The 26,639-nt window shown below is 70.5% G+C and carries 34 protein-coding genes and 3 pseudogenes; 12 read left to right on the top strand and 25 right to left on the bottom strand.

Annotated elements, in window-relative coordinates; genetic code table 11:
• Positions 1-31: 31 nt before the first annotated feature.
• A pseudogene (locus tag OG389_RS36940) lies at positions 32-448 on the bottom strand (IS1380 family transposase); the annotation flags it as partial.
• Positions 449-492: 44 nt separating this feature from the next.
• Here OG389_RS36940 and OG389_RS35415 point away from each other — a divergent pair.
• The gene (locus tag OG389_RS35415; protein ID WP_328303285.1) at positions 493-654 is read left to right on the top strand and encodes a hypothetical protein; all 162 of its coding nucleotides are present in this window, start codon (positions 493-495) and stop codon (positions 652-654) included.
• A gap of 206 nt (positions 655-860) precedes the next feature.
• Positions 861-962, top strand: a pseudogene (locus OG389_RS35410) (integrase); the annotation flags it as partial.
• A gap of 168 nt (positions 963-1,130) precedes the next feature.
• On the opposite strand, the gene OG389_RS36935 reads toward OG389_RS35410, so the two are convergent.
• From OG389_RS36935 to OG389_RS35385, 5 genes are all read right to left on the bottom strand, one after another.
• Positions 1,131-1,253 (bottom strand): hypothetical protein, encoded by a 123-nt coding sequence (locus OG389_RS36935; RefSeq protein WP_443059397.1) that lies wholly within the window; start codon positions 1,251-1,253, stop codon positions 1,131-1,133.
• Between the two features lie 394 nt (positions 1,254-1,647).
• Positions 1,648-2,964: a DUF4419 domain-containing protein gene (locus OG389_RS35400; protein ID WP_328303283.1), complete on the bottom strand. Its 1,317-nt coding sequence runs from the start codon at positions 2,962-2,964 to the stop codon at positions 1,648-1,650.
• Positions 2,965-3,089: 125 nt separating this feature from the next.
• Positions 3,090-3,245, bottom strand: a complete 156-nt coding sequence (locus tag OG389_RS35395; RefSeq protein WP_328303281.1) for a hypothetical protein — start codon at positions 3,243-3,245, stop codon at positions 3,090-3,092.
• A 96-nt stretch (positions 3,246-3,341) separates the two neighbouring features.
• Positions 3,342-4,070, bottom strand: a complete 729-nt coding sequence (locus OG389_RS35390) for a dienelactone hydrolase family protein (protein WP_328303279.1) — start codon at positions 4,068-4,070, stop codon at positions 3,342-3,344.
• Between the two features lie 263 nt (positions 4,071-4,333).
• A complete protein-coding gene (locus tag OG389_RS35385; protein WP_328303277.1) occupies positions 4,334-4,696 on the bottom strand; it encodes a ribosomal protein L7/L12 in 363 nt (120 codons plus the stop codon).
• A 620-nt stretch (positions 4,697-5,316) separates the two neighbouring features.
• Here OG389_RS35385 and OG389_RS35380 point away from each other — a divergent pair.
• Together OG389_RS35380 and OG389_RS35375 are read left to right on the top strand one after the other, a co-directional pair.
• On the top strand, positions 5,317-5,982 hold the full coding sequence (locus OG389_RS35380) for an HAD family hydrolase (RefSeq protein ID WP_328303275.1): 666 nt from the start codon (positions 5,317-5,319) through the stop codon (positions 5,980-5,982).
• Positions 5,983-6,064: 82 nt separating this feature from the next.
• Complete coding sequence (locus OG389_RS35375) at positions 6,065-6,400, top strand: hypothetical protein (protein ID WP_328303274.1); 336 nt, start codon at positions 6,065-6,067, stop codon at positions 6,398-6,400.
• 22 nt (positions 6,401-6,422) lie between these two features.
• Here the strand turns inward: OG389_RS35375 and OG389_RS35370 are convergent.
• Together OG389_RS35370 and OG389_RS35365 are read right to left on the bottom strand one after the other, a co-directional pair.
• Positions 6,423-7,279: pseudogene (locus tag OG389_RS35370) on the bottom strand (IS5 family transposase).
• Positions 7,280-7,329: 50 nt separating this feature from the next.
• The gene (locus OG389_RS35365; protein WP_328303272.1) at positions 7,330-8,343 is read right to left on the bottom strand and encodes a hypothetical protein; all 1,014 of its coding nucleotides are present in this window, start codon (positions 8,341-8,343) and stop codon (positions 7,330-7,332) included.
• A gap of 336 nt (positions 8,344-8,679) precedes the next feature.
• Here OG389_RS35365 and OG389_RS35360 point away from each other — a divergent pair, with 336 nt between their 5' ends.
• Positions 8,680-9,291, top strand: a complete 612-nt coding sequence (locus tag OG389_RS35360; RefSeq protein ID WP_328303270.1) for a hypothetical protein — start codon at positions 8,680-8,682, stop codon at positions 9,289-9,291.
• Positions 9,292-9,441: 150 nt separating this feature from the next.
• Positions 9,442-9,606: a hypothetical protein gene (locus OG389_RS35355; protein ID WP_328303268.1), complete on the top strand. Its 165-nt coding sequence runs from the start codon at positions 9,442-9,444 to the stop codon at positions 9,604-9,606.
• 256 nt (positions 9,607-9,862) lie between these two features.
• On the opposite strand, the gene OG389_RS35350 is transcribed toward OG389_RS35355, so the two are convergent.
• The 4 genes from OG389_RS35350 to OG389_RS35335 form a co-directional block, all read right to left on the bottom strand.
• Positions 9,863-10,252: a hypothetical protein gene (locus OG389_RS35350; protein WP_328303266.1), complete on the bottom strand. Its 390-nt coding sequence runs from the start codon at positions 10,250-10,252 to the stop codon at positions 9,863-9,865.
• A gap of 181 nt (positions 10,253-10,433) precedes the next feature.
• Complete coding sequence (locus tag OG389_RS35345) at positions 10,434-10,655, bottom strand: hypothetical protein (RefSeq protein WP_328303264.1); 222 nt, start codon at positions 10,653-10,655, stop codon at positions 10,434-10,436.
• Between the two features lie 150 nt (positions 10,656-10,805).
• Positions 10,806-11,123: a DUF4265 domain-containing protein gene (locus tag OG389_RS35340; RefSeq protein ID WP_328303262.1), complete on the bottom strand. Its 318-nt coding sequence runs from the start codon at positions 11,121-11,123 to the stop codon at positions 10,806-10,808.
• Between the two features lie 234 nt (positions 11,124-11,357).
• A complete protein-coding gene (locus OG389_RS35335) occupies positions 11,358-11,966 on the bottom strand; it encodes a DUF6461 domain-containing protein (RefSeq protein ID WP_328303261.1) in 609 nt (202 codons plus the stop codon).
• Positions 11,967-12,134: 168 nt separating this feature from the next.
• Here OG389_RS35335 and OG389_RS35330 point away from each other — a divergent pair, with 168 nt between their 5' ends.
• Together OG389_RS35330 and OG389_RS35325 are read left to right on the top strand one after the other, a co-directional pair.
• Positions 12,135-12,608: a DUF4259 domain-containing protein gene (locus OG389_RS35330; RefSeq protein ID WP_328303260.1), complete on the top strand. Its 474-nt coding sequence runs from the start codon at positions 12,135-12,137 to the stop codon at positions 12,606-12,608.
• A gap of 158 nt (positions 12,609-12,766) precedes the next feature.
• Positions 12,767-13,807 (top strand): VWA domain-containing protein, encoded by a 1,041-nt coding sequence (locus tag OG389_RS35325; protein WP_328303258.1) that lies wholly within the window; start codon positions 12,767-12,769, stop codon positions 13,805-13,807.
• Between the two features lie 147 nt (positions 13,808-13,954).
• Here OG389_RS35325 and OG389_RS35320 read toward each other — a convergent pair whose 3' ends face one another.
• The 5 genes from OG389_RS35320 to OG389_RS35300 form a co-directional block, all read right to left on the bottom strand.
• Positions 13,955-14,224: a hypothetical protein gene (locus OG389_RS35320; protein ID WP_328303256.1), complete on the bottom strand. Its 270-nt coding sequence runs from the start codon at positions 14,222-14,224 to the stop codon at positions 13,955-13,957.
• Positions 14,225-14,292: 68 nt separating this feature from the next.
• Positions 14,293-14,700, bottom strand: coding sequence for a VOC family protein (locus tag OG389_RS35315; protein ID WP_328303254.1), 408 nt, complete (start codon positions 14,698-14,700; stop codon positions 14,293-14,295).
• A gap of 39 nt (positions 14,701-14,739) precedes the next feature.
• Positions 14,740-14,952, bottom strand: coding sequence for a hypothetical protein (locus OG389_RS35310; RefSeq protein ID WP_328303252.1), 213 nt, complete (start codon positions 14,950-14,952; stop codon positions 14,740-14,742).
• 220 nt (positions 14,953-15,172) lie between these two features.
• Positions 15,173-16,000, bottom strand: coding sequence for an N-formylglutamate amidohydrolase (locus tag OG389_RS35305; RefSeq protein ID WP_328303250.1), 828 nt, complete (start codon positions 15,998-16,000; stop codon positions 15,173-15,175).
• Between the two features lie 143 nt (positions 16,001-16,143).
• The gene (locus OG389_RS35300) at positions 16,144-16,440 is read right to left on the bottom strand and encodes a hypothetical protein (RefSeq protein WP_328303248.1); all 297 of its coding nucleotides are present in this window, start codon (positions 16,438-16,440) and stop codon (positions 16,144-16,146) included.
• 17 nt (positions 16,441-16,457) lie between these two features.
• Here OG389_RS35300 and OG389_RS35295 point away from each other — a divergent pair, with 17 nt between their 5' ends.
• Together OG389_RS35295 and OG389_RS35290 are read left to right on the top strand one after the other, a co-directional pair.
• Entirely contained in the window at positions 16,458-17,438 is a 981-nt protein-coding gene (locus OG389_RS35295) for a quinone oxidoreductase family protein (RefSeq protein WP_328303246.1), read from the top strand.
• Between the two features lie 125 nt (positions 17,439-17,563).
• Positions 17,564-18,394, top strand: coding sequence for an SDR family oxidoreductase (locus OG389_RS35290; RefSeq protein WP_328303244.1), 831 nt, complete (start codon positions 17,564-17,566; stop codon positions 18,392-18,394).
• An 89-nt stretch (positions 18,395-18,483) separates the two neighbouring features.
• Here the strand turns inward: OG389_RS35290 and OG389_RS35285 are convergent, their stop codons facing one another.
• Positions 18,484-18,729 (bottom strand): hypothetical protein, encoded by a 246-nt coding sequence (locus OG389_RS35285; protein ID WP_328303242.1) that lies wholly within the window; start codon positions 18,727-18,729, stop codon positions 18,484-18,486.
• 174 nt (positions 18,730-18,903) lie between these two features.
• Positions 18,904-19,998, bottom strand: a complete 1,095-nt coding sequence (locus tag OG389_RS35280; RefSeq protein WP_328303240.1) for an oxygenase MpaB family protein — start codon at positions 19,996-19,998, stop codon at positions 18,904-18,906.
• 64 nt (positions 19,999-20,062) lie between these two features.
• Between OG389_RS35280 and OG389_RS35275 the strand changes: the two genes are divergently transcribed.
• Both OG389_RS35275 and OG389_RS35270 read left to right on the top strand, forming a co-directional pair.
• On the top strand, positions 20,063-20,740 hold the full coding sequence (locus OG389_RS35275; RefSeq protein ID WP_328303238.1) for a TetR/AcrR family transcriptional regulator: 678 nt from the start codon (positions 20,063-20,065) through the stop codon (positions 20,738-20,740).
• 328 nt (positions 20,741-21,068) lie between these two features.
• Positions 21,069-22,187 (top strand): glycosyltransferase, encoded by a 1,119-nt coding sequence (locus tag OG389_RS35270; RefSeq protein ID WP_328303236.1) that lies wholly within the window; start codon positions 21,069-21,071, stop codon positions 22,185-22,187.
• A gap of 189 nt (positions 22,188-22,376) precedes the next feature.
• Here the strand turns inward: OG389_RS35270 and OG389_RS35265 are convergent, their stop codons facing one another.
• From OG389_RS35265 to OG389_RS35240, 6 genes are all read right to left on the bottom strand, one after another.
• A complete protein-coding gene (locus OG389_RS35265) occupies positions 22,377-23,474 on the bottom strand; it encodes a hypothetical protein (RefSeq protein WP_328303234.1) in 1,098 nt (365 codons plus the stop codon).
• 223 nt (positions 23,475-23,697) lie between these two features.
• On the bottom strand, positions 23,698-24,342 hold the full coding sequence (locus OG389_RS35260; RefSeq protein WP_328304349.1) for a DNA alkylation repair protein: 645 nt from the start codon (positions 24,340-24,342) through the stop codon (positions 23,698-23,700).
• Positions 24,343-24,442: 100 nt separating this feature from the next.
• Positions 24,443-24,715, bottom strand: a complete 273-nt coding sequence (locus OG389_RS35255; RefSeq protein WP_328303233.1) for a hypothetical protein — start codon at positions 24,713-24,715, stop codon at positions 24,443-24,445.
• Positions 24,715-24,942 (bottom strand): hypothetical protein, encoded by a 228-nt coding sequence (locus OG389_RS35250; protein ID WP_328303231.1) that lies wholly within the window; start codon positions 24,940-24,942, stop codon positions 24,715-24,717. Before OG389_RS35250 ends, OG389_RS35255 begins: the two co-directional genes overlap by 1 nt.
• Before the next feature lie 111 nt (positions 24,943-25,053).
• Complete coding sequence (locus OG389_RS35245) at positions 25,054-26,196, bottom strand: RNA polymerase sigma factor (RefSeq protein WP_328303229.1); 1,143 nt, start codon at positions 26,194-26,196, stop codon at positions 25,054-25,056.
• Positions 26,197-26,203: 7 nt separating this feature from the next.
• Positions 26,204-26,611 (bottom strand): YciI family protein, encoded by a 408-nt coding sequence (locus tag OG389_RS35240; RefSeq protein WP_328303227.1) that lies wholly within the window; start codon positions 26,609-26,611, stop codon positions 26,204-26,206.
• Between the last annotated feature and the right edge of the window lie 28 nt (positions 26,612-26,639).

The following is a 26,639-nucleotide window of genomic DNA, read 5'->3' as shown; positions in this document are numbered from 1 at the left end:
GGGAGATCGACGCTGGAGCCCCGTAAGCACCTCAGGACGCGGTTCCCATCAGGGCTGGTTGTGGGTGTGGCGGTGGCCCGGCTGTCGCGTCGGTGGGCTCCGGGTTCCACGGTCCGGTGATTGACCAGGCTCGTCGGGGAAGTGAACGCGACTGCCAGCTGGGGTTCGGGAGGGCGTCGAGCCGCTGGATCGCGCTGGTGATCACGGCGGTGACCTGCGGGGGCAGATGGCGCAGGCCGGTGGCGCGCGCATCCTGGATGCGGTCCTCGGCCCGGGCGCGCTGGCGGTGCCGCAGCTCGAGTGCGGCGATCGGGGTGCCGGTGGTGTTGGTGGCGAACGCGGTGAGCCGCAGTCCGTCGGCGTCGGTGAATCTCAACTGGGCGCCCGGGTGGGGCCGTTCCTTGCGGACGACCAGTCGCATCGCCTTCGGCCAACCTTGGAGGACGTCGCAATCCAAGACGGCTCCGACGCCGTGATCACACCAGCCACCCGGTGACCATTTCCGTTGCCGACGTACTCATGCTGGGCGAGCCTGTCCACTTCGCAGGCCGGCTGCGGAGTGACGTCTCCACCGCTCTGGAGCCGCTCCTCGATCACCCGGATGTCGGTGGTGACGCCCTCTCGACTGCCCACTGCGCTGCGATCGGCCAGTGACAGGAGGAGCCCGACGAACCGATCCTCCAGCAGCACATCCAGGACGCCCAACAGCTGACCGCCGTCCTACGATTCTGCGTAGACGAGGGCGTCGAGCTCATCTTCGGCTGATGTTGAGGAGTGCCCAGACAGCCGAAACCCCACCACGGCCGCAGTTACGGGACAGCCCGTAGTCGGGCGGCAGCGGCAGCGGCTGCAGCAGTTGGCGCTGGCGCAATGCCAACGCCCGCCACCCCGACGTCCTTGCAGCACAACGCCGTGAACACGCCCGTGTCCGCAGACAGAAGCGCATCCGCTGGGGCGGGCGCCCACTCGACGCCGCAGCCTGCCCCCATGTGGTCGAGCCGCTTCAGACCGTCGACCCCGGACTCTTGGGGAGCGGGTGGCGCCGAGATACGCGCCGATCGTGCCCGATGCCTCCAGCGCCGCCAGGATTCTGCTCGATGTTCCACTGCTCGAAGCATCGGGCCTCGCCCTCATGCGCGCACGTCGAAAGCCGCCTCGAGCCATTCGCTTCGGAACGTCCCGTCCGGGTTGGGCAGCAGACCGCCGAACTCGGACAGGTCATGACGGAACATCAGCCAAAGGCGTTCCAGCACAGAACGGTCGGCATCGTTGCGAGGCGAACAGATACGTCAGACATGAAACTCCTTTGCAGGACGACGAACAACGGGCGGCACCGCATGCCATATCTGTGGACACGCGGCGGCACGAAACATGACACCCACCCGCGCGACACCCCAACCCGGCGAACCTTCCCGGTCAAAGCACTGGCACCCTCAGCCTGCTGCTCGCTCCGCCCAGGCCTTGGTCGCGGCGGAGCGGGGCAGGGCGGGAGGTCGCGGTTCAAGAGGGCTGCGTGGCCCTCGTCCAGCCCCCGGCCAGGGCGGGTTCGGTAGAGCGCGGTGCAAAGGCGCGGCCGGCCGGCCCACGGCGACCGGGCAACGGCCAGCGGCAGCTCGCGCATGCCGTTTCGCGTCCGGTCTCCGGCGCTCAGAGCGCCCGGAGCGCGCCGCCGAGGTCAGGGCCGTAGTTGCCCCAGCACTGGATGTCGCCGGCATCGGAGAGGAGGTCGCCGAGGTACCAGTCGCCACCCGCCCGCACCGCGCAGAGTCCCTCCAGATTGATCGCGCAGTCGGCGCGGAGGGGCTCACCGTCCAGGGTCACCTCGCCGAGGGAAGTGAGCAGTTGAGCCTCCGGGCAGCCGGTGACGCGCTGGATGTCGGCCAGGGTCCACGGCTCCGGCAGTCGTTCGTCACGGGGCTCGGTGTCGGGGAGGAGCTCCGCGACGGCGTGGCCGAGGCGTGGACGGATCCATTCCCCCTCGCGTTCGATGCCGAGCACACCGCCGAGGAAGGCCATCTCCGATGTGCCGGCCGGCGATTCCCAGCGGAACGGTACGCGCGACACATGAGACGGGAAGTGCTCCTCGTCGGTGGTACCCGGGCCGAACGACCCCTTGGGGGAAGGTCCGTCGTCGGTGTACCGGTGGGCGAAGAAGGCGTTGATCCAGCCCGTGACCCGGTCGCCGCCGGACGCCGACTCCCACTTGTAGAGCGAACCCCAGAACGTCTGGTCCGCTCCCCGGCCCGAGGCCGTCGCGCTGATGGCGTCCAGTACCGGATGCAGGGCGGCGAACCACGGCCGCAGGCCTTCGAACCGCCCTTCCAGTTCCCGCACTCGGCCCGCCAGCAGGCGCCAGTCCCGGTCGGTGCCCTCCAGCCGGATCCGGGGTATGCCACAGCGAGTGACCCAGCGGAAGCGGTAGTACGGGCTGACGACGTCCATCAGCGCCACCAGTGCGGCCGTGGCGTCGGCGGGGGTGGTGGTCGAGAAGTCGGGCTGGAAGAGGTCGGCCGCGTCGTCGCCGATACGGGCGCGCAGGGGCTGCTGGACCAGGTTGATCGAGCGCTCCCAGTCCAGCGGAGCCAGGTCGTCGCGGACGATGACGGTCTGCGGGTGCCCGGGCGTCTCGGTGAAGAGGCCCGCGTACGTAACGGAGTTCAGCCGTACGTGGACGGCCACCTCGTGCACGACGGCGTACCAGAGGAGGTCGGGCGAGAGGCTCAGTGGCAGGTGGGCCGTGAAGCACAGGTGGATGGCGCGCAGCAGCAGGCTGGAGGCGGGTTCGGCGGACTCCGGAGTGTCGGTGGGCCAGCCTACGAGGCGGTCGGTGCTGCGGTGGTGGACGTGCGCCCGGTCTCCGAGTACCGCCCGTAGGAAGCGCTCGTTGCCGAGTTCGGTGAGTTCGGCAGCGAGCCGCTCGGCGGCGGCGTCCTCGCCGAGCGGCAGGTCCATCTCTACAGCCATCGGTATCCCCCGGAGACAGTGATCGACTCTGGTCCGCCGTCCGTTCGACGAGCGGGCGGCCAGAACTTCGTACGTACGAAGGATCGCCCTGCTGTTCCTCAGTACGCGCCACCGGCCCCCTCCGCTCAGATTCGGCTGCCGCCGACCGTGGTGATCGTGTCGCGCCGCCGTCCGTAGGTGTCGGAGGCGTACGCCGCCCCGACCGGCCGGTACCGCCGGTGGCTGGTACCGCCGCGATCGGGGCGGTTGTACGTCTGCCGGCCAGGGCCGTCGAGGGGCACCGGAACCTGCCCCGATGAGCGGAATCCTGGCCGACGCCGCCTACGCCTACGCCTACGCCTACGCCTACCAACTGCTGTCGGCCTGGCGGCCCGGCCTCACTTCAGGTGCCGGGCGAAGAACCGGTCCCCGTCCTCCCGCTCGAACCCCGGGGTGCCGAGGTGCCCGCCCGTATTGGCGTGCAGTGTCTTCTCCTTGGTGCCGAAGGCGTCGAAGAGGTCGAGGGCCCGCTGCCGGGGGTTTCCTTCGTCGTCCCACTGCAGCAGGAACAGCAGCGGAATGGTGACCTGCCGGGCCTCCTCGCGCTGGGCGCGGGGCACGTAGCCCCCGGCGAAGAAACCCGCGGCCGCGATGCGCGGCTCGATCGCCGCCAGCCGAATGCCGAGGGCGGTCCACCCCGCGTACCCGACCGGGCCGCCGATCTCGGGCAGCGCGAGGAGGGCGTCCAGTGTGGTCCGCCAATCCGGGACCGCCCCTTCGACCAGCGGGCCGACGAGCGACTCGAAGATCTCGTCGACCGGCTCGCCGGCCTGCATCGCCCGGCGGAGGTCGGCGCGTGCCTGATCGGCGGCGGCGGAACGGGGCCGGTCACCGCACCCGGCACCGTCGATGGTGGCCACCGCGTAACCGTACGCCGCGGACAGCCGGGCCCGGGCCACCAGTCGGGAGTCCCCCTTGGGCAGGCCGTTGTTGTGGGACATCAGGATCAGCGGGGCCGGTGCGGCGGATTCAGGCGTCCACAGGGTGCCGGGGATCTCGCCGAGGATGAACTCGCGCTCGAGGACACCGTCGTCGAGGCGCTGTTCGGAGGTGAAGGTGAAGTGCATGGTCGTGCCTTTCGGGAGTGCTCGTAAAACGGCGCTCCCGGACGACCTATCGCCCGACCGTGACCCCGGAGGGGAGCACCCATGTCGATACTGCGTTCACGGGTACCACCTCCTCGTTCTCTCGCACGGCCTCCGGAAACGTAGCAGTGGCCGCCGCGGCCCGCCAAGCGGATTATTGCCCGGTCTCCGTGGTTCGGGTCCCGCCGAGGAGGACCTGGTCCGGCCCGAGTCGACCGGCGGCGGATCGAGCGGCGGCCCGTACCTTATCGGGCGGCCAGGCCTGGCCTCGGGACCGCCCGGAGGAGGGGTCGTACCCAGTCCGTTGCCGGGGGGCAACTCGCCCGGCAGGTATCGGCCGGCCACGGCCCCTGGCACGGGGCCGGGTCGACGGGGCCGGCCCCCGGCGTGATGGTGCGGTCGCACCAGTCGCCCAGCATGGCCGCGTGGGCGCCCGCGTCCTCAAGGAGCCCGGCCGCTTCGTCCGCGGCTTCGAGCCAATGGGGTCCCGTCACCGCTACGGGCGCACTGTCGAGCAGGAGTTTGCTGTTCCAGAGGCTGCGGCCGGTGATCGTCCGAATCGCACGGACAGCCTCCATCTTCCGGTCTCCCGCCTCTGTCAGCAGCACACGGAATCCTGGCTCTTCCACACACCCTCCCCATCGCTGGCCACGGGGCCTCAGGTGCCCGGAATCCACCCGAAGGCCACTCGCGTCGACAACCGCGTATTCGACACCGATCCTCCGCGGGTCACTGTCTTCGTAGAGCCACACGGTGACGCAACCCTTCGCGGACCGCTAGCCACAACACCCACAAGGGTTCTTACCCGCACCCGTCGGATCACTCTGGCGGGCAGGGGCCGCACCCGCGCCCGGATGTAAGGCATGGGTGAGTGATCCGGGGCCGGCCGGCCGCTGGGCGAGAGGGAAACGAAATATGGCCTCCGACTACGTTCGGGAAGTCGGTGAAGGGCCGGCGCTGACGCCAACGAAGTGGACACATCCCATGCCGCACACCGACTCGAGCGTGTGGACACTGCTGGAGAGGGTTCTCGCCACGCCCGTGGAGCGCTGGCTGTCGGCGGCGCCGCAGGGCACGGCCGATCTGATCACGTCCCTCGAGGCCGCGGCCGGCCGTCGATCCGGGGTCCTTGGACTGCGCCGGTCGGGCTCAACGTCCATCCCGTCACGGAGGGCCCGGATGGGAGGGCTCGAGTAGACACCCGCGCGCACGAGGAAGTCGAGCACCGTTGAACAGTACGAAGACCGTCACCGGCCGGAGTGCCGGATCGCGACCGGCGGACGCCTTCGCGTACCGGCTCATCGCCACCGACCTGGACGGCCCCCTGTGCCGCTCGGACTGGGCTCGAGACACCTTCGACCAGCTCGACCGCACGGGGCTGGCCATCTGCGGACAGGGCGGCCAGCTCTACGACGCGGACGCGGCACCCTGCTGCACACCAGGCTCCTGGACACCGACGCCGCACGCGCCTGCCTGGAAGCGGCGGCGTCCCAGGCAGGCCCCCTGCGGCTGGCGGTACTCCCCGCCCCACCTCGACGACGAAGTCCGCCTGGGCCCCGGTTTCACCGCCCACCCCGCGGCCCGGCGTCTCGCAACGACCCTGGACGGCACCGACGGGCTGTGGTCCGGAACCCCCATGATCGTCCTCGTCCAGCACCCCGCCCTCAGCGAGGACCAGCTGGCGGAGCTGCCGCGCTCGCTCGCCGGCCCCACCCTGAACGTCGTGGTGGGCGGACCGAGTTCGGTGGAGATCCTCCCGGCCGACGTCACCAAGGCCACCGGGCTGCAGGGCACGGCCGAGGCCCTGGGCCTGACCCGGCGCGACGCCATCGCCTTCCGCGACATGCCCAGCGACATACCCATGCTGCAATGGGCCGCCCACGGTGACTCCTGACCGAACACGCCCCCCGGCCCGAACCTCTGCCGTTCCTCAAGTCCCTTGCCGCCCACGGAGGGCGACCGTCACGATGATCGGCATGACTGGACTTCTGGGACGGAACACCAAACACGACTTCGTACTGCTCATCCGGGACGCGGACGTGGTCGCGCGGACCCTCCGTCAAGCCCTGGAGCAGGCCCCGCCCGAGGAGCGTCAGGGCCTGGAACGCGCCGTCGCACTTGTCGAGTCCACGGCCGCCTCCACCGACGCCCAGCTGCGCGCCGGCTGGGTCCGGTCCCGGCTGACGGCCAAGGGTTTCACCGGTGACATCGGCTCGGTCGCCGCGGTGAGGGCGCTGCGCCAGGCGGAGCCGAAGCTGAGCCTGCTGGCGGCCGTACAACTCCAGAAGGACGCGGTGGCACACCCCGAGTGATCTAGGAGTTGTCGTCAAAGTGTCACGCCCACATCAGGAGCGACGCGAGGGTGACGGCTGCTTGGTAGGACTGGGCGGTCTTGTCGTACCTGGTCGCGATGCCGCGCCACCGCTTGAGCCGGTTGAGCCGGTTGAGCCGGTTGAGCCGGTTGAAGCACCGTTCCACCACGTTGCGGCGCTTGTAGACCTGCTTGTCGAAGGCTGGCGGCCGGCCTCCGCGGCTGCCTCGCCGGGTCCGGTTGCGGACCTGGTCGGACCATTCCGGGATCGTGTGCGTGACGCCGTGGCGCCGCAGCCAGGTACGGATGGCCTTGGAGCTGTAGCCCTTGTCGCCGAGGATGTGGTCGGGCCTGCCGCGCGGTCGACCCGGCCCGATGCGGGGCACCCGTATCGCGTCCATCACGGCAGTGAACTGGGTGCAGTCGTTGGTGTTCCCGCCGGTCAGGACAAACGCCAGGGGGCGGCCCGTCCCGTCGCAGGCCAGGTGGATCTTGCTGGTCAGTCCGCCGCGGGACCGGCCGAGGGCCGGGCTGCGGAGCCCCCTTTTCGGGCCCCGGCCACATGCTGGTGGGCCCGGACAACGGTGGAGTCCACCGACACGAGCCACTCGATGTCGCCTGCCGCGTCTGCTTGCGCCTGCGCGGCCTGGAGCATCCGCTCGAAGGTTCCGTCAGCCGCCCACCTGCGGAAACGGGTGTGGAGGCTGGCCCACGACCCGTACCGGTCGGGCACGTCCCGCCAGGCGACCCCGGTCCGGAACTTCCACACGATCCCGTTCAGAATCGTCCGGTCGTCCAGCCGCGGCCGCCCCAACACGGGCCGAGGCAGCAACGGCTGCACAAGTTCCCACTCAGCGTCCGACAGCTCATGACGACGTATCACCCCACCATGATCCACAACGCAAGACCACCTTGACGACAGGTCCTAGCTCACTGGAGCAGTTCGAAGTGGGAGTGGTACGGAGAAGACGGGCAGACGTGGAGCTGCAGATTGTTGCCGCCGGCGATGTCGATCAAGGTGAAGTTGCCGTCCCGGGCGCCCAGGGGCGGCGGGCCCGGGGTCGGTCGGTCCTCGTCGGCGATCCAGGTCGCGCTGCCGCCGTCCCATTCCGATGAGGCGATGGTGAGGAGGGGGACCGCCTCGGTGCCGCACTCCGGGCAGGCGCGGGCGACAGGGTCGGTGGGGCTCCAGCGGGTCCAGCCGCCGGCCTTCCAGCCGGGGGCGGTACTGAGGTTGTTCAGGTACAGCTCGGGGTCGATCGTCTCCCAGCGGCTCCTGTCGCCCAGCTGATCCCGAACCTTAATGTCCAGCTCCAGGGGGTTGGGAAACTCGGTGACCTGCTCCGGTGAGAACAGGCACGGCTCCGGGAGGTACCAGCCGTCCTGGACAATCGGCGGCTCGGGCGGTGCGTCGAGGACGTCGGTGACTGTGGCGGAGGACCGCCAGAAGAGGGCGGTCTTCGGGTGTGCCATCTCGTGGTCGAAGGGACACCACAAGACCTGGAGCAGGTCCGCGTCGGACGGGCAGGGGAAGGGGATGTCGCGGGCGTACAACTGGGCGACGGGCACGAGAGGGATCGGGCCGTCGAACCACGGGCGGCCGGCCCTGATGAGATCCAAGGTCTCCTGTTCCTCGGGGGTCCGCTCGGGTGCCTCGGGATCGAGGTGAAGGCGCTCGGCCGCTGCGGCGAGGACGCGGCGCTGGAGCCGGATGTCGGTCGGGGAGTTAATCCTGAGCGCCGCATGCCTGTCGTGCGGTTCTTCGCAGTACGGCCACGGCTCGTCGGCGGGCCACAGGAGCGGCCCGCCGACGGAGCTGTCGTGCGCGGTCGGCGCCCCCGGCCGCGGGTGCAGCCGGGTCGCCGTCCGCGCCAGCGGGGCCAGTTGAGGGAAGAGCGCGGTAACGTCGAACGGACGCGGCGGGGTGGTAAATATGGCGCTCATAGCGGTGATGCTGCCAGCCACCGCTGACAATGGGTCTACCGATCCCCGTCAGCTGGCGCCAGACAGGTTGCCTGAGTCAGCTGTGACTGAGCGCGACAGTTGGCCCTTGAGCGTGATTGTTGGCCCCTGTGCATTCGGGTTGGCCTCTCGGCCAGAACTGCTTCGAGCAATGGGCCTTTGACCTGCTGGAATGCCCTACCGGTGGCTTGAGGACAGTGGCCGGGCCCGGTGTTCCTGCGGCTGTTGGGGTGCCGAAGGGGTACCTGAACCGGCCCTATGGGCCGGTCGTGACCCGGCTACCCGACCAGAGATAGGTGGCCGGGGTGGAGAACCCCGATGCTCACAACTGGCCCGCAGCTGACCGAGGAACCGGCCGGCTCAAGCGCGGTGCAGTCAAAGCGTCTGCCGCTCGACAGCTGGAGCGGCCCCAAGGGAAATCGGGTCGACGGCACCTCGCACAGCGGGGAGTATGCGACGCGACCGATCAAGCACCCGGAGACGCACGTGGGAAACCGACAAGCCGACATCGACTTCACCTTCACGCACCCAACCACCGTGCGCGCCCTGCTGGAGGTCCTGACCCCCGCGGGCTGGTCCGCCGAGGAACGCCTCGGCTACATCTCGTACATGGTCAATGACGCAGACGACATGCACGACTGGTACGACAGCACCCCCGATCGCCTCGACGCCGTGCTCGCGGAGCTGGATGCCGCGGAGAACCTGCCCTACACCGTGGCTCTGAACGTGTACCACCCGCAGGGCGAGACTGGCGGCATGCTCATGTTCTACGCCCAGCGCAGGAAAGTCTCGTTCCTCCCCACAATCGACCGCCGACGCATCCCGGGCGCGTCGAAATTCACCGACCTCGCCTGGTACCTGCACGCCCTCGTCCCGTCCCTCCTCAGAGTCGGCCTTGAAGGTTACGAGGCCCGGGAAGACGGCAACTAGGCATCGTCCGGGACGGAGTGCTCCGTGGCTGCCGTTGGGGTACGGCAGATTCTGAGCATCGGATTTGTCCATCTGGGCCAACTATCGTGCTCAGTCACATCAGCGGGCAGACCGGACGAAGACCGGGAGTCGCTCTTAGGCGTCGGGGTCGTGATCGTGCAGGCGGCGGGCGAGGTCGTCGGATCAGAGCTGCGCCCAGGTCCGCGGGGCGGCGTCCTCGCCGAGGCCGCCGCCGAAGCGCGGGCCTTCGGCGGCGGCCCGGCGGCCGCCGTCGACGAGCCGGTGCGCGGCCTGCTCGGGCAATTGGCCGACTGACAGCAGTCGATCGGCGAGCTGGGCCGCACGCTCACCACAGCAACTGAAACCCGACCGCTACCCGGCTGGTCCACCGACGCCGGCCGCACCGAGGACATCGGGTGGCGCCAGGCCCGCACCAAGCTGCTCGAAGCCGTCGGACGCCACCGCCACGCTCACCTGCTCGCCGCCATCGTCGAGCTCGGCGGTGAGCTGGAGCTCCCAGCTACCCGTAACGGGCGATTCAGGGGCGCGGTCATCCCAGAAGGCTGCGCGGTCAGCGCCGGCCGCCGCCGATGCGGCGGTCGTCGGCCAGTGCGGTCAGCGGGCCGAACTCCCGGGCAAGCTGGTTCCACGTCAGAACCTCGCCACAGCGGGCCGGGAACTCCTTCGGGTTGAACTCGGGCATGGTCCAGGTGCCAGTGTCCCGGTCCCGCAGCCACAGGTCCCCGTCACCGTCGACCACAGTCGGCGGGACCGGTACGGGCTCGGCCTGATCGGTGGGCTCCCAGGTGACCCGGCCCGGGTGGGAAACGCGGCGCAGCTCGGTGGTGGCCAGCCGCGCGGCCAAGTCACGGGTGGACTCTTCGGCGTCCTTGACCGACGCGAGTCGGAATGCGTCGTCAAGTACGGGCAGGGCTGGATTCTTGCTGCGCTTTGAACTCATACGCTGACTACCTCCGGTGGGGGGCGTCACATCCGTTATGGCACCCCGTAGAGGAACACGATATCCGAGGCGTGAGCCGGGCCGGCTACGACCACGGTGCAGGTGGAGGCGCTGGCACACCGGGCGGCGGGGCCAGGTGGTGAGCTGGTCCTGGACGTGGCGTGACCCGTGGTGGTAGCGCTCAGATTTGGCGGTCCGGGTCTGAGAAGGTGAGGCCGCCGGGGGCGAGTGGACGTCGGGCCGGGGCGGGTGCGGGCTCGGGCTCGGTCTCGCCGGGCGGCTGGCGGAAGTCGGCGCCCTGCTCGATCGGCATCAGCCGGCGCCCACCCGCCTGGGCGGGTACGGGAGCGCCGGAAGCGGGCTCGGAGAAGGTGGGCAGCGAGAGCGGTCGACGGTCGGTCATGATCCCTAGTCTCCCAGATCCGGCCCTGCGGGTAGGGCCAGGCCGCTATCAGCGGTGACAATGCTCTGACCCTGGCCAGCAGGGCCAGGCTTGTTCTGGTCCACAGCAACGATCCCGACATCCGATTCGACCAGGTCGGTGCCATGCTCGTCATGTGGAACAGCGACGAATGGCTGGACGCCAACCGACGAGACTAAGCAGCCGATTCTCGTCACTCTGCTGCAGCGTCCCAGGCGGCGATGACACACCCCTCCTCCCTGTGCCACCACCCCGCGGGACGTCCAAGGCCACCATCCGGTACCGCTCGATCCCCTCACCCGTCGTGCCGAGGCGGTGGAACACCTCCAGCACGCTCTGCCGGGCAGCCGCTGAGCCGTCGTCCTTCAGCACGATCAACCGGATCGTGCAGTTCTGAGACGGACGGACCGTCTCTCCGGCCCAGAGAACACCGTCGCCATCGAGCTTCACCTTGATGACGTCCCCGCTGGCGATGCCGCGAGCGAGCTACGGGGTGTTGTCCAACCGCACCGTGCCGTCGTCGAGGTCCACGGCCCACAGGCTCTCGACACTCGCCGGCGGCCAGCCGTCCTCGTCTATGTCCACCGGAAGTGGACCTTCACGTGGTCGTCGCTGATGTTCGTCACCGCGCCACCATCCACGCCGCATCCATGGGCCCGGACGTGGGAGTGCGGACGGACGATGTCATCGGATCCGGACGGTGGCGCAGGTGAACGTCGTGTCCTGGAGCAGCTCGGGGGTGATGGCGACGCCGGTGAGGTGTTCCGCCAGAGCGAAGGCCGCTGGTGAGGAGAGGTCGATCTCGGTTTCTGGTGCGTCGTCGACGTGGAAGCCGATGCGAGTGATGACGTCGAGGAGTTCGTCGGGTGTTGTGCCCCAACGGTCTTCAGGGAACATGGGGTCGAAGCAGAGTCGCAGGGCCTGGTCCTCGGCCCAGAGGAATGTGCCGACGGCGTTGACGTTGACGAAATGAGAGATCCAGCTCGTGCCGGCGGAGGCCGGAAGCGCTCGCTCTTCGGTGACCCCGAGGTAGCCGTTGGGCTCGATCAGCAGCGTCCAGGCGCCGGGGGTCGTCATGGCGACCAGCTGACGGTCGCCATCCTCAAGGTCGTACTTGGCGAAGGCGGCGTCGACGACCTCGGCCATGCCCTGCAAGGGCGCCTCCGGTCGTCCTTGCAGCCGGGACACCAGCTCAGCGGGCGACAGACCCCGCACCAGGGTGAAGCAGTACGCCTCGGCGATGTCTGGAAAGTCGTTCTCGAACCACGCGTAGTCCACCCCAGTCTTCGTCATGCCGCCCATCCTTGCTCCTGTCACTGACAGCGGAAGGACGCCGTGGCCGTCACGGGAATCAGAAGTCACGTCCACCAGTTCGGGCAGCGATCTCGCCCCTGGACTCCGCGGCTGCTGTCAGTGCCCACTGTCACGATGCCCCGGTCAACATCGTGATCAGGAGAGACCATGGGCACCTGGGACATCGGCCCCTTCGACAACGACACCGCAGCGGACCTCGGCGGCGACCTCGACGAGGCAGCCGCAAGCCAACGTGAGGGTGTCGCCCACGGCACTCTCACAGATGTGATCGACACCGTGGGCTACCTCGAAGCACCCGAATCCGAGAGAGCCGTAGCCGCTGCTGCCCTTGTCGCCGCGCACGGTCGGCACTTGCCGTTGACCAGGCCGCCGGTCTTGGAGCTGTCGACCTCGGGGGCCGCAGCCGAACTCCACGGGCTCCACGGGCTCCACGGCCCAACCGGCGGCGGCACAGGATCCGGGAAGGACCGCGGCGCTGCCCATCTCGCGCGGTTCGGCGATCCGTCAGGTCGGGTTGCTGCCCTCCCCCATGGCCCTGAGGGCCTCGTCGGCGTGGTCGGGCGCCCTGCGCCATGGCCGGTGCGCCGCGCAGGGAGTCGGTGTCGACCGCGCCGGGGATGAGGATGTTCATACGGACGCCCGACCCCCCTGGCCGCGGCACCCAAACCCCAGTCCGCTGCCGCGGAGTTCGGCCCGGCGGTCCAAGATCGATTGTCAGTGGTGGATGAGAGGATCGTTGTATCGAAGCGGAAAACGCCGAAAAAAGCGGGGGAGCCGTCATGTCCGGAAACCAGAATTACATCAATCACGTTGCTCTCGTACTGGATGCCAGTTCATCCATGTCACACCTGAGCAGCAAGGTCGTCGAAGTCGCCGACCAGCAGATTGCGTACCTGGCCCGCCGGTCCCAGGAATTGGACCAGGAAACCCGTGTCACGGTGTACGCCTTTTCCGACAAGGTGGAGTGCGTCATCTACGACAAGGACGTGCTGCGAATGCCGTCCCTGAAGAAGCTGTACCGGGCCGGCGGAATGACGGCCCTGCTGGCGGCCTCGCTGAAGTCGCAGCACGAGCTGGCGCAGACGGCTCAGTTGTACGGCGACCACAGCTTCCTCACGTTCGTCCTGACCGACGGACAGGAGAACGCGAGTCACCGCTGCCCCGGTACCCCGACCAGGAACCCCCGTGAACTGGTGCAGGCCGTGGCCTCGATGATCGAGACCCAGGAGGACAACTGGACGCTGGCCGTCCTTGTGCCGGACCAGATGGGCAAGCGCGAGGCCATGCAGTGCGGTTTCCCGAAGGACAACATCGCCGTCTGGGACGCCACGAGCACACAGGGGCTGGACGAAGCCGGACAGGTGATCCTGAAGGCCACCGAGAACTTCATGGTGGGCCGCACCAAGGGAATCCGGGGATCGCGAGCGGTGTTCTCCACGGGCACGGAGACGGTGAACAAGGACACCATCGAGGCAGCCGGTCTCACCCCGGCAAATCCGTCGCAGTACCAGCTGGTTCCGGTGTCGCGCGAAACGGCGATCCGGGACTGGGTCATCGAATGCGGGCACAATTACCGGACCGGCTGCGCGTTCTACCAGCTGAGCAAGCCGGAGAAGATTCAGGCCAAGAAGCAGATCGCGGTGCTGGAAAAGAAGACGGACCAGATCTACACGGGACCCCAGGCCCGGGCGCTGCTCGGCCTGCCGAATGCGGAAGTCCGCGTCAAGCCGGACCACAACGACGAATTCACGATCTTCGTGCAGAGCACCAGCGTGAACCGGAAGCTGGTGACGAACACGCGGCTGCTGGTCATGATCTGACGCCGTGGCAGCCCCACCAGTCAAACTGGTGGGGCTGACCCGTGTCCGTACGGCTTCGGCGAGTCCGGTCGGTCAGACGGGAGGGGGGCGCCGGCGCGGTGTCCCGTCTCAACTGGCCCGGTTGGCCGCACCCGGCAGGGCTAGGGCCTACGGGTGGGCGGGCCGGCCCACCCTGGCGAGGGCGACGACGGCCGTCCAGGCCCGGCGAGTACGCCCCGCGCGGAGGCCGGTGTCCCGGCGAGCGGTCTCCCGGACCACGGGCAGCCACGCCGAACTGCTCGCGCTCTTCCCACCCGTCGGTTCGCGGATCGACGCGGTGGTGGAGCGGATCCGCCGCTGGAACGCTCCGGTATCAGTGCGACTCAGGATCCGGCCCGCCGCCCTGGAGTGGTTCCGGATCTCACCCTGCTGCGCCACCCGGACCAGGCCGCACGCCTTGCCGGTCAGGACGCGATCCGCGCGGTCCGTTCTCCGGGGCCCGGGCCTCAGGGCGTACGCGGCCGGATTGGCGGGAGCGGCTGGAGCCGCCTGCGCAGGAGGCAGAATTCGTTGCCCTCCGGGTCGGCCAGGACGTGCCAGCCCTCGGTGCCGGTCTGGCCCACGTCGGCGGGCCGGGCGCCGAGTGCGAGCAGCCGCTCGAGTTCGGCGTCCTGGTCCCGGTCGGTGGCGTTGAGGTCGATGTGGAGTCGGAGCTTCGCCGGCCTGGGGTCGCTGGTGGGGCCGAAGACGAGGGTGGGCTGCGGGCCGCCGAAACCGGTGTCGGGCGGCCCGATCTCGATGCTTCCGTCGTCCTCCCGGCCGAGTTCGACGTAGCCGAGTACCTCGCCCCAGAACGCGGCGAGCCGCTCGGGATCGGCGGCGTCGACGACCAGCTCACTGATGCGGCATGCCATGCCCGTCAGTGTACGGAGACAACCGGGTCAGGGCCCGGGCTACGGCCTGTACCGCTGACCGTTCATCGGGGTGTTGTGGACGGCGAACGACCCGTAGGAACTCCGGTCGCTGGCGGCCTGTTCCCTGCGGGCCTGCTCGATGCGAAGGCCCTCCGCGGTTTCCGTACGCCGCTTCCCCCGCCGCAGCAGGATCCGCACCATCCACAGCGCTGCCAGGCCTATCACGCCGAGGAACACACCGAGTTCGATCACGGCCCCACCACCCCCAGTAACAGGAAACCTGAAATCGACTCTACCCAAGTGATCACCGGAGGGGCTACCCCCGGGCACCGGGTAGGGTCCGCCTCCGTCCCACCGTGCCGCTGTCCGGCGCCAGGGGGCTCGACGGCGGACCAGCCCTTGGCCGTCGGGATTGAGGACCACTCCGCCCCCGACCGGGAAGCCGGACGGGCCGTCCGGATCACTTGGCCGGTCACGGCCAACGGCCCCGGCCACCCGCCCCCCAGGACGGCAGGCCGTCCACGAGATCTGCCAGCGAGGCCGCCAGGGCGTCGAGGCCGGGGCCGGCGGGACCACCCGGCTCGGACATGTACGTGTCCCGCCGGATCTCGACCATCAGGGCACCGACCCTGTCGTCCTCGCCGTAGTACTTCAGCGGTACGTACGTGCCGGCGAAGGGGGTGTCGAGTCCCACGCCGCCGAAACCCGCGAACGCCTTCTCGGCCGAGGAGAGGAGGCCGGCCGGGGTGTGGAAGGGGTCCGTACCCAGGCAGATCGGCGGGCGGGGGCCGTCGCCGTGCAGCTCGTAGGGGAGCGGCTCCGTCGGGTACGAGTGGACGTCGATGATCACAGCTCGTCCGACAGCCCGCAACCGGTCCTCCACGGCCTTCGTCATCGCGTCCGCGTAGGGGTGGAAGTAGCGGTCGATCAAGGGGCGGCCGTCGAAGCCGTCCGGGCGCAGGCGCTCCCCCCGCGTGGTGCGCGTATACACCGCTCCCATGCCCGCGGCCAGCATTTCCTCGCGCTCGTCGGGGAAGCGCTCGGGGTCGACGACGAGGCGGGACAGCCCGTTGACGAACTGCCACGGCGTGACGGCGCACAACGCCGCGGCCGCTGCGGCGATGTCCGCGGTGTGCGAGTCGGTGATGTGGTCCAGCTCCTGACCGAGCTCCCCTCCGTCCAGCACGATGCCGTCGCGGACGGGCTCCGGCACCACGCGCGAGGAGTGCGGCACGTGCAGGATCACCGGCGAGGTGCCGGAGCCGGGGAGGAGCCGGAAGGAGTCGGGCGAGCGATTCATACGTGCTTCCTCCGTACGGTGGGCCATGGCCGGACTGGGTGAGGACGCGGGAGCAGCGGATCGTGGCCGTGGCGCGGAGAGCCCGCATCGGGAACCCCCGCCCCGTCCCGACGCCAGACACGGCGGCGGGTGCCGGCCCGGCTCTACGGCCGGCGCGGGCTCAGGGGGTGGGCGGGGTCGCCGCGTGCCGGGTCTGCTGGACCAGGACGGTGGTGGCGCGTTCCAGAAGATCGCAGAGTGCGGCGTGCTCGGAGGGCGTGAACGCGTCGGTGAGCGCGCTCGAGGATGATCACTTCCTGGTAGGCGTGGCCCAGGAGCGCCTGACCGTCCTCGGTGAGGGTGGCGATCTGCACCTTGGCGTGCACCGGGGACGTATCGCGGCGGATGAGCCCCTTGTTCTCCATGTTGGTCAGCACGCTGCTCATGCTCTGCTGCGTCACGCCGCACGACTGTACTCATGATGGCTGTCGTACTCGACACCGACGACCGCTACCGGGTGACCGAACTCGGTGAGCCCGTCCCCGGCCCGGGCCAAGTCGCTATCCGTGTGGCCTACGCCGGGATCCAGTGGGGCGACACCATGGTCAGGGACGGCCACTTCGCCGTACCGCGCCCCTTCGTCCCGGGATTCGAGGCGTTCGGGCACATCGTCGCGGTCGGCGCGGGCATCGACGCACGCCGGATCGGCGAGGCCGTCACCGCGCTGACCACCTCGGGCCCCTACGCCGAGGTGGCCCTGGCGCCCGCCGCGCTCGCGTTCGGCATCGGCGGCCTGGCACTGAGGACGGCCGCAGGGCTCGGGTGGGGCGCGGCGACCGCCTACGACCTCATCAACACCGCCGCGAACGTACGGCCCGGGGAGAGCGTGCTGATCCACGCCGCCGCCGGCTCGGTCGGGACGCTCGCCGCCCAGTTCGCCCGACTGGCCGGAGCCGGCCGGATCGTCGGCGTGGTCGGCAGCGCCGTCAGGGCCGACTACGCCGCGCGGTTCGGGTACGACCGGATCCTGCTCCGCGGGGAGTTCCCGGCCGAGCTCGGCGACGCAAGGCCCGACGTCATCCTCGACCCGGTGGGCGGCCGGACCCGAACCGCCGGCCTCGGACAGCTCGCGGCACACGGGCGGCTGGTGGCGTACGGCAACCTCGCCTCGTACGAGCCCGTACTCGCCGACGCCAACCAGCTCCTCATGGACGGCAAGTCGCTCCTGACCTACCACAGCAACCTGCTCGGCCGGACCCACCCCGACCGGCTCGCCGCCAGTGCCCGCCGCGCACGCGGGAGGCACCGCGCTCCCGGTGGTGGATCGACCCCGCCGCCCTCACTCGGCCCCGGCCGCCCCCGGCGGACGCTGGAAGGCGCGCGCCTGGAAGTGCGCCCGCGCGCCTCCGCACGCCCCCGCAGGAGGGATGACCGTGGGCCGGGTCCCCCACCACCATGAACTGCCGTCATCCGGCCAACAGCCGTGATCGGGGCGGCCGGGCGGGGTGTGCGGGTGCGGCGGCGCCGTCGACGGCACCGCGGCACGATCATCATCCGGAACCACTCGGTCATCACGGGGGAACCATGGGACGACGTTGGCTCATCACGGGATGCTCCTCCGGCCTCGGGCACGCGCTGGCCACCGCAGCGGCCCGGTCCGGGGACGAACTGGCGGTCACCGCCCGCAAGACCGCCGACCTGGAGGACCTGGCGGCCGCCTGGCCCGGCCGCATCACACCGATCCCGCTCGAACTGCGGGACGCCGCCTCCTGCGAGGAGGCCGTCCGTACCGCCGCCGAGCGCCTGGGCGGCATCGACATCCTCGTCAACAATGCCGGCATCGGACTGTTCGGCGCGGTCGAGGAGGTCTCCGACGCCGAACTCCGCGATCAGCTGGAGACCTTGGTCGTGGGTCCCTGGAGACTCGCCCGCCTCGTCCTGCCGCTGATGCGGGCCCAGGGGTACGGCCACGTCCTCAACGTCTCGTCCGTGGTGGGCCGGATGGCCTTCCCGGGCCTGGGGGCCTACGTCGCGGGGAAGCACGCCCTCGAGGGCATGAGTCAGGCCCTGGCCATCGAGGCCGCTCCGCACAACATCCGCGTCACCGTGCTCGAACCGGGCATGTTCGCGACGCGCTACGGCACGTCCATGACCGAGTCGGCCCAGCGGGTTCCCGCCTACGACGGGACCAATCGCGAGATGCTCGAAGGCGCCCGGGGTCTCGCGGACAGTCCCGAGACCGGCCGCCCGGAGGATTTCGCGGCGCGGGTCCTCGAGATCGTCGCGGCCGACGCCACGCCCCTGCGGATCCCGGTCGGGGACGATGCGTACGGCTATCTGGAGGTGGCCGACCAGGCATACCGCGAGGAGTTCGCGGCAGCCCGGATCCTCACGCGGGGCCCGGCCCCGGCCTGACGGCCGCAGCCACCGGGCGAACCCGCAGCTGGCCACTGCGGGTTCGGCCTACTCGGAAGGGCTGCGGCGCGGAGGTGGTACCGGTTCCGTCAGCTGGCGCCGAGGTGCGCGCCCTTGACCCACTCCGCCTCGCCGCCCTTGGCACAGGACGAGGTGTAGGCCGGTCCGAACGGCGCGGGAACCGCGGCGGCGGAGGAGCAGTTGGACCCGAAGGCCTTGTGGCCGCCCGAGAAGTAGTCGATGTCGACGCCGTCGTTGGCCAGGGCCGCGCCAGCCCCACCCAGCAGGATGCCGGCGGCGAGGACGGAGGCGGTCACAGCGGAACGAATACGCATGATTCTCCCAAGGATCTTCAGAACGCCGCTCCCGCGAATGGGTGCGACGGCCGGTCCAACCCCCGGAGGCAGCGGTCGGGAACGGTCGTTCACTCCAATGCCTCGGCAGTATCGTTTCGACTCCGCGGCATGCTCCGAACGGGCACCTCGGGGTCGGGTTCGTCGCCCTCCTCGTCAGGCCAGCGGGCCGAGGACGTCCTGGGATTCGATGAGGCCCTGTTCGCTCGGGGGCTTCCCGTCGCCGAAGACGCGTGCGGCTTGGCGCGCCCTGAACTCGGCGTGGGCGTCGGCGGGCCGCACGTAGCCGTGGCGGGCACGGGCCTGCCCCGGAGTGAGTACCTCCTTGGTGCGGGGAGGGATGCCGAGCTTGATGGGCGCGACCACCTGGACCGTGGAGGGTGAGAGCATCCCCAGCAGGAACAGTTCGATCCTGGGGCTGAGATGGGCGAGCGCGAAGGCCGTCCGCATGACCGGTACGACGAGGACGTCCAGGAGACGCGACTGCCGGATCTGCGCCATCTCCCGCATCCAGCGCGGCATGGTGGCGATCGTGGCGATCCGGTGCGTCCTCGCCACGACCGTCCGCGCGGGCCTCATCCACCAAGGGGTAGGCGGGAGGACGAGATCGGTGTTCAGGAGGTGGTGCATGGCCTGGCGGGCGATCGGGCTGGCCGACAGCCGCGGGCGCATCCGCTCGAAGTACGCCCGGATTCCGGCGCGGTCGCGCGGGACGTCGTCGGGCGAGCACGTCTGGAGCTCCGCGGCGAGCGCGCAGGCCTCCCAGTACTCCTTCTCCTCCTCCTCGGTGAGTTTGCCGGGCCCGTACTTCTCGTACGCGTAGAGGATCGAATGCCAGCCGGTGAGCTGTATCCACAGCTGCGAGGCGGGGTCGTTGGCGTCGTAGGTGCCTTCGCCGTAGGGGAGTTGCCCGATGGCCTTCGAGTGGACTTTCACCAGGACGTCGGCGGCCCTGCACACCTGCTCCGAGCCGGCGAAGGCCACCATGGCGAAGTAGCGCAGTGTGCGGTCGTAGCGGGTGCGGGTGCGCTCGTAGATCCCCTGGGTGCCGTGGACCGCGGCCACCAGGGGCGGATCGAGTTCCTCGACCACCACGGAGCGCTGGAAGCCCACCGTGGGCGCCGTGGGGTAGCTCCACACCTTCCAGACCACCGATCCGGGGCCGAAGAACCCGTAGTCCTCGTGCGGTTGGACCTCTTTGCCGTTCAGTCGGGCCATCAGGCCCTCCCTCGTGTCCGTGGCGGCGGGCATCTGCCGCTCCCCCAATAAGACAGTACTGTCGTAAATTAAGACACGGCTGTCGTAAGATGCCAAGGTGTCGACACCGACGTCTCCCACCGACAGGCCGCGCAGGCGGCGCCCCTACACCCCGCGCGTCCCGATCACCGAGCGTCGGGAGCAACTGCTCGACGTCGCACTCGACTTGATCGTGAGTGATGGCTACGGCCGGATCTCGATCGACGCGATCGCCAAGCGGGCCCAGGTCGCACGGTCCGTGGTCTACGGCGCCTTCAGCGACCTCGAGGCGCTGCTGCTCACCCTGCTCGACCGACAGCAGGAGCGCGCGTTCACCCGGCTGCTCGCGACCGTACCCGACCCCCTCCGCACCTCCGACCCGGTCGGCTTCGCCTGCGGGGCCGTGCACCGGATGGCCGCCATGCTGCGGGAGGACCCTGACACCTGGCGGCTGATCCTGCTGACCCCGGCGACCACACCCCCGGTGGTCCACGCGCGCATCGAGGCGGACCGGGAGCGCTTCCGGCGCAGGGTCACCGCGTGGATCGAGTCCGCTCCGGCCGCCGCGGCGGGGCCCGCGCCCGACGCCGAGGTCCTGGCCCACGCCCTGATCGCCGCCGCGGAACACTTCGCGCGCCTCGCGCTCACCTCCCCCGGAGCGATCGACGCCACCCGGCTCGCCGGACAACTGCGGCTCCTGCTCGGCGCGATCTGGCCGGCGCCCGCGGAACCGGTCGGGGGGGCGCCCCGCGCGTAGGGCGGGGGTACACCGACGCGGAGGCGGCTGCAGATCAGGGCGACTACCGCCACGGCTACTTGTTCCCGGGGGTGCCGGCGGGGTTGAGCTGGACGGCGAGCAGGCGGGCGGTCACGGCGAGGTGGCGGCGATCCGGAGGCGGAATCGACGCGGTCCACCGCCACACCCGGTGACCGGCGGGCGGGCGAGCCGACTCCCGCCGTAGCCGCGCCGGCGCGGGCCTGGGGATCGGCTGAAATTCGCCCATCTCCGCGGAAACTGGAGCAGCGGCAGGTTCGTTCGAGATCTGTTAGAAGAAATCAAGGAGCTCCACTCGAGGAGTATCGCCGTGCGCATCTTGTTCACCGGTCCCGCTTCGGCCGGCCACTTGTTCCCGATGGTGCCGACCGCCCAGGCACTCCAGGCCGCCGGGCACCAGGTGCTGTTCGCCGGTTCCGCCCCGCTCGACCAGCTCCGCCAGAGCGGGCTGCCCACCGTGGAGATCGGCGACGGCTCCACGCTGATGGAGGCCTTCCGGCGCGCCTCGGACGGGATCGATCCGCAGTTCGTCTCCGACGGGAACAGCCCGCAGGACATGGAGCGGCTGGCCGCGAAGGGTTTCGCCGAACACAGCCGGGTGACGATCGACGACCTGCTGGCGGTCGCCACCGCCTGGCGGCCGGACCTCATCGTCCACGCCGCGTTCCAGGCCGCCGCACCACTGGTCTCGGCGGCGCTCGGCATACCCGCCGTCGTGCACAACTTCGGTGTGATGTCCGGCCTCGGCATGGTCAGCAGGCTGGCCGGCCTCCTGGCGGACGAGTACCGGGCCCGTGAGGTCGAGGGCCCGGCCACCCGCACCGTCCTCGATGTCGTACCCGCTTCCCTCGGCGGGGACGGCACCGGCTGGCGGGTGCGCTACGTGCCGTACAACGGCGGTGGCACGGTACCCGGCGATCTCGTGGCGCGCGGCTCGCGGCCCCGGATCGCCGTCACTCTCGGGACGGTGGTCACGGCGTACGCGGGCGTCGACCCGGTGCGGCGGGTCGTCGCCGAGGCGGCTTCCGTCGACGCCGACTTCCTGCTCGCCGTGGGCGACACCGATCTGGGTCCGCTCGGCACTCTTCCCGCCAACGTCCGCCCCCTGCCGTGGGTGCCGCTGGCCCAGCTGCTGGACACGGCCGACGCGGTCGTGCACCACGGCGGCTCCGGCACCATGCTCACCGCCGCGGCCCGGGGTGTCCCCCAGCTGATCCTCCCGCAGGGCGCCGACCACTTCATCAACGTCGATGCCGCGACGGGCCTGGGCTTCGCCCTGCGTTCCAGTGGCGCCGGCGTGGACGCCGCTCTGCTCAGCCGTCTCCTCACCGACGAGGACCTGCGCAAGGCCGCCGCCGCCACTCAGACCGAGATATCCACGCTCCCCTCCCCCAGCGACCTGGTCGCCTCCTTCGAGGGCCTGAGGTAGCACCTGCCGAACGGCCGTGTGCGCCGCGGGAGTCGCAGAAGCTCCGACTCCCGCGGCTCCGGCCCCGGCTCCGGCCCCGGTACCGGTTCGGGGACCGATGGGATGGGTGCCTGACGTAGAGGCGCTGGTGCCGGATCCCAGCCATCGCGGCACGGGCGTCGAGTTCGCGGGCCGGCGCCTCACTGTCTGTCAGAGGCTCCTCGGAGCGCGGTGCAGGTACTCCAGGCGCTGCTGGGCCAGCTCGATGTTCCGGGAGTCGAAGGACGGCAGGGCGTGCAGGAGACTGATGAGGTCCTCGGCGGTGTCAATGGCCGGCGCGGGGTCGCTGAGCTGCGTCCAGCAGTAGAGGGCACCGGCCGCCGCCGCGTGTACCTCCGGCGCGTCGGGGGACTGGCCGGTCAGCCGGATCCGTCCGGCATTGGTCCACAGCTGGGTCGCGAGCCCGAAGGCGCCTGCCATCCGGGCCAGGTCAGCACGGATCTCCAGCCAGCCGATCGCCTCCGGTGATCCGTACCCCGCCCGCTGCAGCACGTACTGCTCCCACGCCTGCGCGAGGGCGGCGGCCTCGTCGTGCCGGCCCGAGGTGGCCAAGGCATGGATCTGGGGCCGTGGATCGCGCACCGGCTCGTCAGTGGCCGCGGGCTGCCGGACGGCTGCCTGCGGCCGGGTCGTGACGGGCGGCTCGCTCACAGCGGGCGCAGTCCGGCCCGGATACGGGTCGGCCGGCCCCCGGGGAGCCGGGGCGGCGAGCTCGCGAGCCGTCGGCAGGACGAGCGTGCCGGGCGGCAGGGCCGCCGCACCCACGGCCAGGGCGTGCAGCTGAAGATTGGCCGGACGGCCCGGGCTCCCGGAAAGCTGATCGATCCAGCTCCTCGTGTAACTGCTCACGGCGTTCCCGCTGCCGGCGAAACCGGGCGGAGAGACGACCCCGTACACCTCGGCCGAAGGGGACGAAGGCAGGCTGCCGTACTCCTGGAGCAGCGGCCACGCTGCCTTGTCCGCGACCAGATCGAGCAGCACCGTCGTCAGCCCCGCCGGACGACCGCGCAGTTCCGTACCCAGCCACTCCCAGGGCAGCGCCGTGTAGCGAACGGATCCGGGCGTCGTGCCGGCCAGAGCCAGATGCAGCTGATGGCCGCGGCGGTCGACAGTGAGACGACCCGACAGATAGACCAGCAGCGGACCGCGCGTCGCCGCTGCCGTACGCAGCCTCGTCAACACCAGGTTCGGATCCCGGGCCCCGTCCAGGTACGTCGTGTCGCAGGACAGGCCACTGTTCAACAACATCGGGACAGGAACGACCCCGAGCGCGGCCAGATTGGCACTCGGAGCCACCTGAACGGCGCGACGGTGCACCGCGGCGCCCCCCGCTATGAGAAGGACGTGCCCCCGCTGCTCCGGCCCCATGTTCTGCATGAGCTGACCGTACTCACACCGTGTGGAGCGGACGGCACGGCCTGCTCAGAAGTACCCCCGACGGTGATTCGCCGGAGCGCGGTCGAACATGTTCCTACTCGCCCTGCCGGCGGCGCACGATCTCGGCGATCCAGACGGGCGCGAAGGGAGACGTGCAGCCCGCGGGGGTCGGATAGTCCCTGAACACCCCGAGGCGCTCACCGATGCCGACGGCACGGGTGCGGTACTCGGCGTGCTCGATCCCGATCTGGCCCAGGCAGAGGTTCATCGACCACTGCAGGCGCTCCGGGGCGTCCTTCATCTCCGCCTCGATGACGTCGAGCAGTCCGCTGAGGTCCAGGCCCTCGGGCTGCTTCGCCACGCGTTCGGCGGTCAGCGCCCAGCCGGCGCTCGCGACCACCGGATCCGGATCGGCCGACCACGTCAGGCGCAGTTCCTCGCAGTGCGGGTTCTTCTTCACCACGTAGTTCACGAACCAGTCGTGCACCTTGGGAGTGCGGGCAGCGCGCAGCATGGCATCCAGGTCGTCGCGTTCGAACGCCTTCGGGCGGCAGATCAGGATGGCCAGCAGTCTCGCCGCGGAGTCGTCCGTCTCCCAGAGACCGCGGGCGAGCTCCTGCTGTGTCTTCAGCCGCTTCGCGAGCGCGCGCAGCTTGCCGAGGTTCACACCGTGGTCGTCACCGTGCTTCTCGTTCACCGCGCGTGTTTTCGCGTCCTCCAGCCCGGCCAGCTCGGCCATCACCCCGGACAGCGTCGGCTCGGTCACCACGGTCTCCTGTCCCTCGCGTGCGGGACCGAGCCTACGACGGAGGACGGCCCTCCGCGCGGCTCCGCGCGGGTCAGACCTCGATGTAGGCCACGACCACCACGGTGCGCAGGGCGGTGACGAAGTACAGGACCCGGACGGACTCGATCTCGTCGGCGTACTGGCGCAGCTGGGGGCCGCCGGTCTGCGCGGGGAGCGGGTCACCGATGTCCGGGTCCACGGAGATGACGACCAGGGTGCGGTCCAGGGCATGGATCGCCGACTCGCTGGTGATGGTCTCCAGCTGCTTGGCGGCGGAGTCGGAGAAGGCGATGCGGGCGCGCCGACGGCCGTGCTGCGCGGGCATCAGGCGACGGCCGGGCGCTGCGCCGCGAGCCGGGCGAGGTGGGCCTCGCGCAGCTCCTCCCACGGTGTGCACTCGTCGGCCGTCGGCAGACCGTATGCCGCGATGTCCTCCAGGACCCCGGCGCACTGGTCGGCGCTCGCGCGGATCCTTGCCGCGTATCCGCGCACCGCGTCGGCGGCCGCGGGCTCCAGCTGCTGCCGGGTGGCGGGGGCCGGCTGTTCGCTCATCGGGGCTCCAGGAGGCTGGACTGGCGGGACCCCACCACGATATCGCCCGGTCCGCCTCCCGGACCCGGGACCGGCGAACCGGGCGGCTCGCGGGGCCCCGGGTGCGGGCCGTCAGCGGTGGCGGGCGTTGAGGCGGGCGGCCTGCCGCGTCAGGTGGTCGCGCTCGGCGAGGTTGGGTGCCTTGCGGGCGGCTTCGGCGTAGAGGCGTGCGGCCGTCGTGAGGTCTCCGTCGCGTTCGTGGAGGTAGGCCGCCACCGCGGTGTGGCGGGGCAGGGAGTCGTCCAGGGCGGCGAGCGCCGCCAGGCCGGCGCGGGGCCCGTCGGCCTCGCCGAGGGCGACAGCGCGGTTGAGCCGCACGACCGGGCTGCCGGTCAGGCGCACGAGTTCGTCGTACCACTCGACGATCTGCACCCAGTCGGTCTCCTGGGCGGTCGGCGCGTCGGCATGGAGTGCCGCGATGGCCGCCTGGGCCTGGAATTCCCCCAGCCGGTCGCGGGCCAGGGCCCTGTGCAGGACGGCGATGCCCTCCGCGATCGCATCGGTGTCCCAGCGGGCACGGTCCTGCTCGGCGAGCGGGACGAGGCTGCCGTCGGGCGCGGTCCGGGCCGCACGGCGGGCGTGGTGGAGCAGCATGAGGGCGAGGAGTCCCGCCACCTCGGGGTGGTCGATGGCCGCCGCGAGCTGCCGGGTGAGGCGGATGGCCTCGGCGGCGAGGTCGATGTCGCCGCCGTAGCCCTCGTTGAAGACCAGGTAGAGGACGCGCAGCACGGTGGCGACGTCGCCGGGCTGGTCGAAGCGTATGCCGCCGACGGTGCGCTTGGCCCGGCTGATGCGCTGGGCCATGGTCGCCTCGGGCACCAGGTAGGCCTGGGCGATCTGGCGGGTGGTCAGGCCTCCGACGGCGCGCAGGGTGAGCGCGACCGCTGAGGAGGGGGTGAGGGAGGGGTGGGCGCACAGGAAGTAGAGCTGAAGGGTGTCGTCCACGGCGGGTACGGGCCCGGGCGCCGGCTGGTCCTCCACTGTGTCCTCGCGCCGGCGACGGGCGGTGTCGGCGCGGGTCGCGTCGAGGAAGCGGCGCCAGGCCACGGTGATCAGCCAGCCCTTGGGGTCGCGCGGCGGGTCGGCCGGCCAGACACGGACCGCCTCGACCAGCGCGTCCTGAACGGCGTCCTCGGCCGCCGCGAAGTCGGCTCCGCGGCGGACGAGGATCCCGAGGACTCCCGGTGTGAGGCTTCGGAGCAGTGCCTCGTTCATACGGGGCTCACTCCGTGATGGTGGGCGGCGCGGCCAGGAAGGGGCGCACCTCGAGCCATTCGTGGATCGGCTTGCCGCCCGCGCCGGGGGCGGCCGAGAGTTCCCCGGCCAGCTCAACGGCACGGTCGTAGCTGTCGACGTCGATCACCATCCAGCCGGCGATGAGGTCCTTGGTCTCGGCGAAGGGGCCGTCGGTGACCGGGGGGCGGCCCTGGCCGTCGTAGCGGACCCAGGTGCCCTCGGGGGCGAGTGCCTGGCCGTCGACGAACTCGCCGGTTCCCTCGAGCCGGGTCGCGAAGTCGCGCATGTACTGGATGTGGTCCGAGATCTCCTCGGGGGTCCACTGGTCCATGGGGGCGCCGTTGAACGCGCTCGGGGCGCCGCGGTAGTGCTTGAGCAGCAAGTACTTGGCCATCGTGATCTCCTTGGTGCTGGTGCGACCC

This window comes from Streptomyces sp. NBC_00435 (assembly GCF_036014235.1).
Classification (GTDB): Bacteria; Actinomycetota; Actinomycetes; order Streptomycetales; family Streptomycetaceae; genus Streptomyces.
The sequence above is the reverse complement of the archived record's forward strand: the minus strand, read 5'-3'. Positions and strand labels throughout refer to the sequence as shown.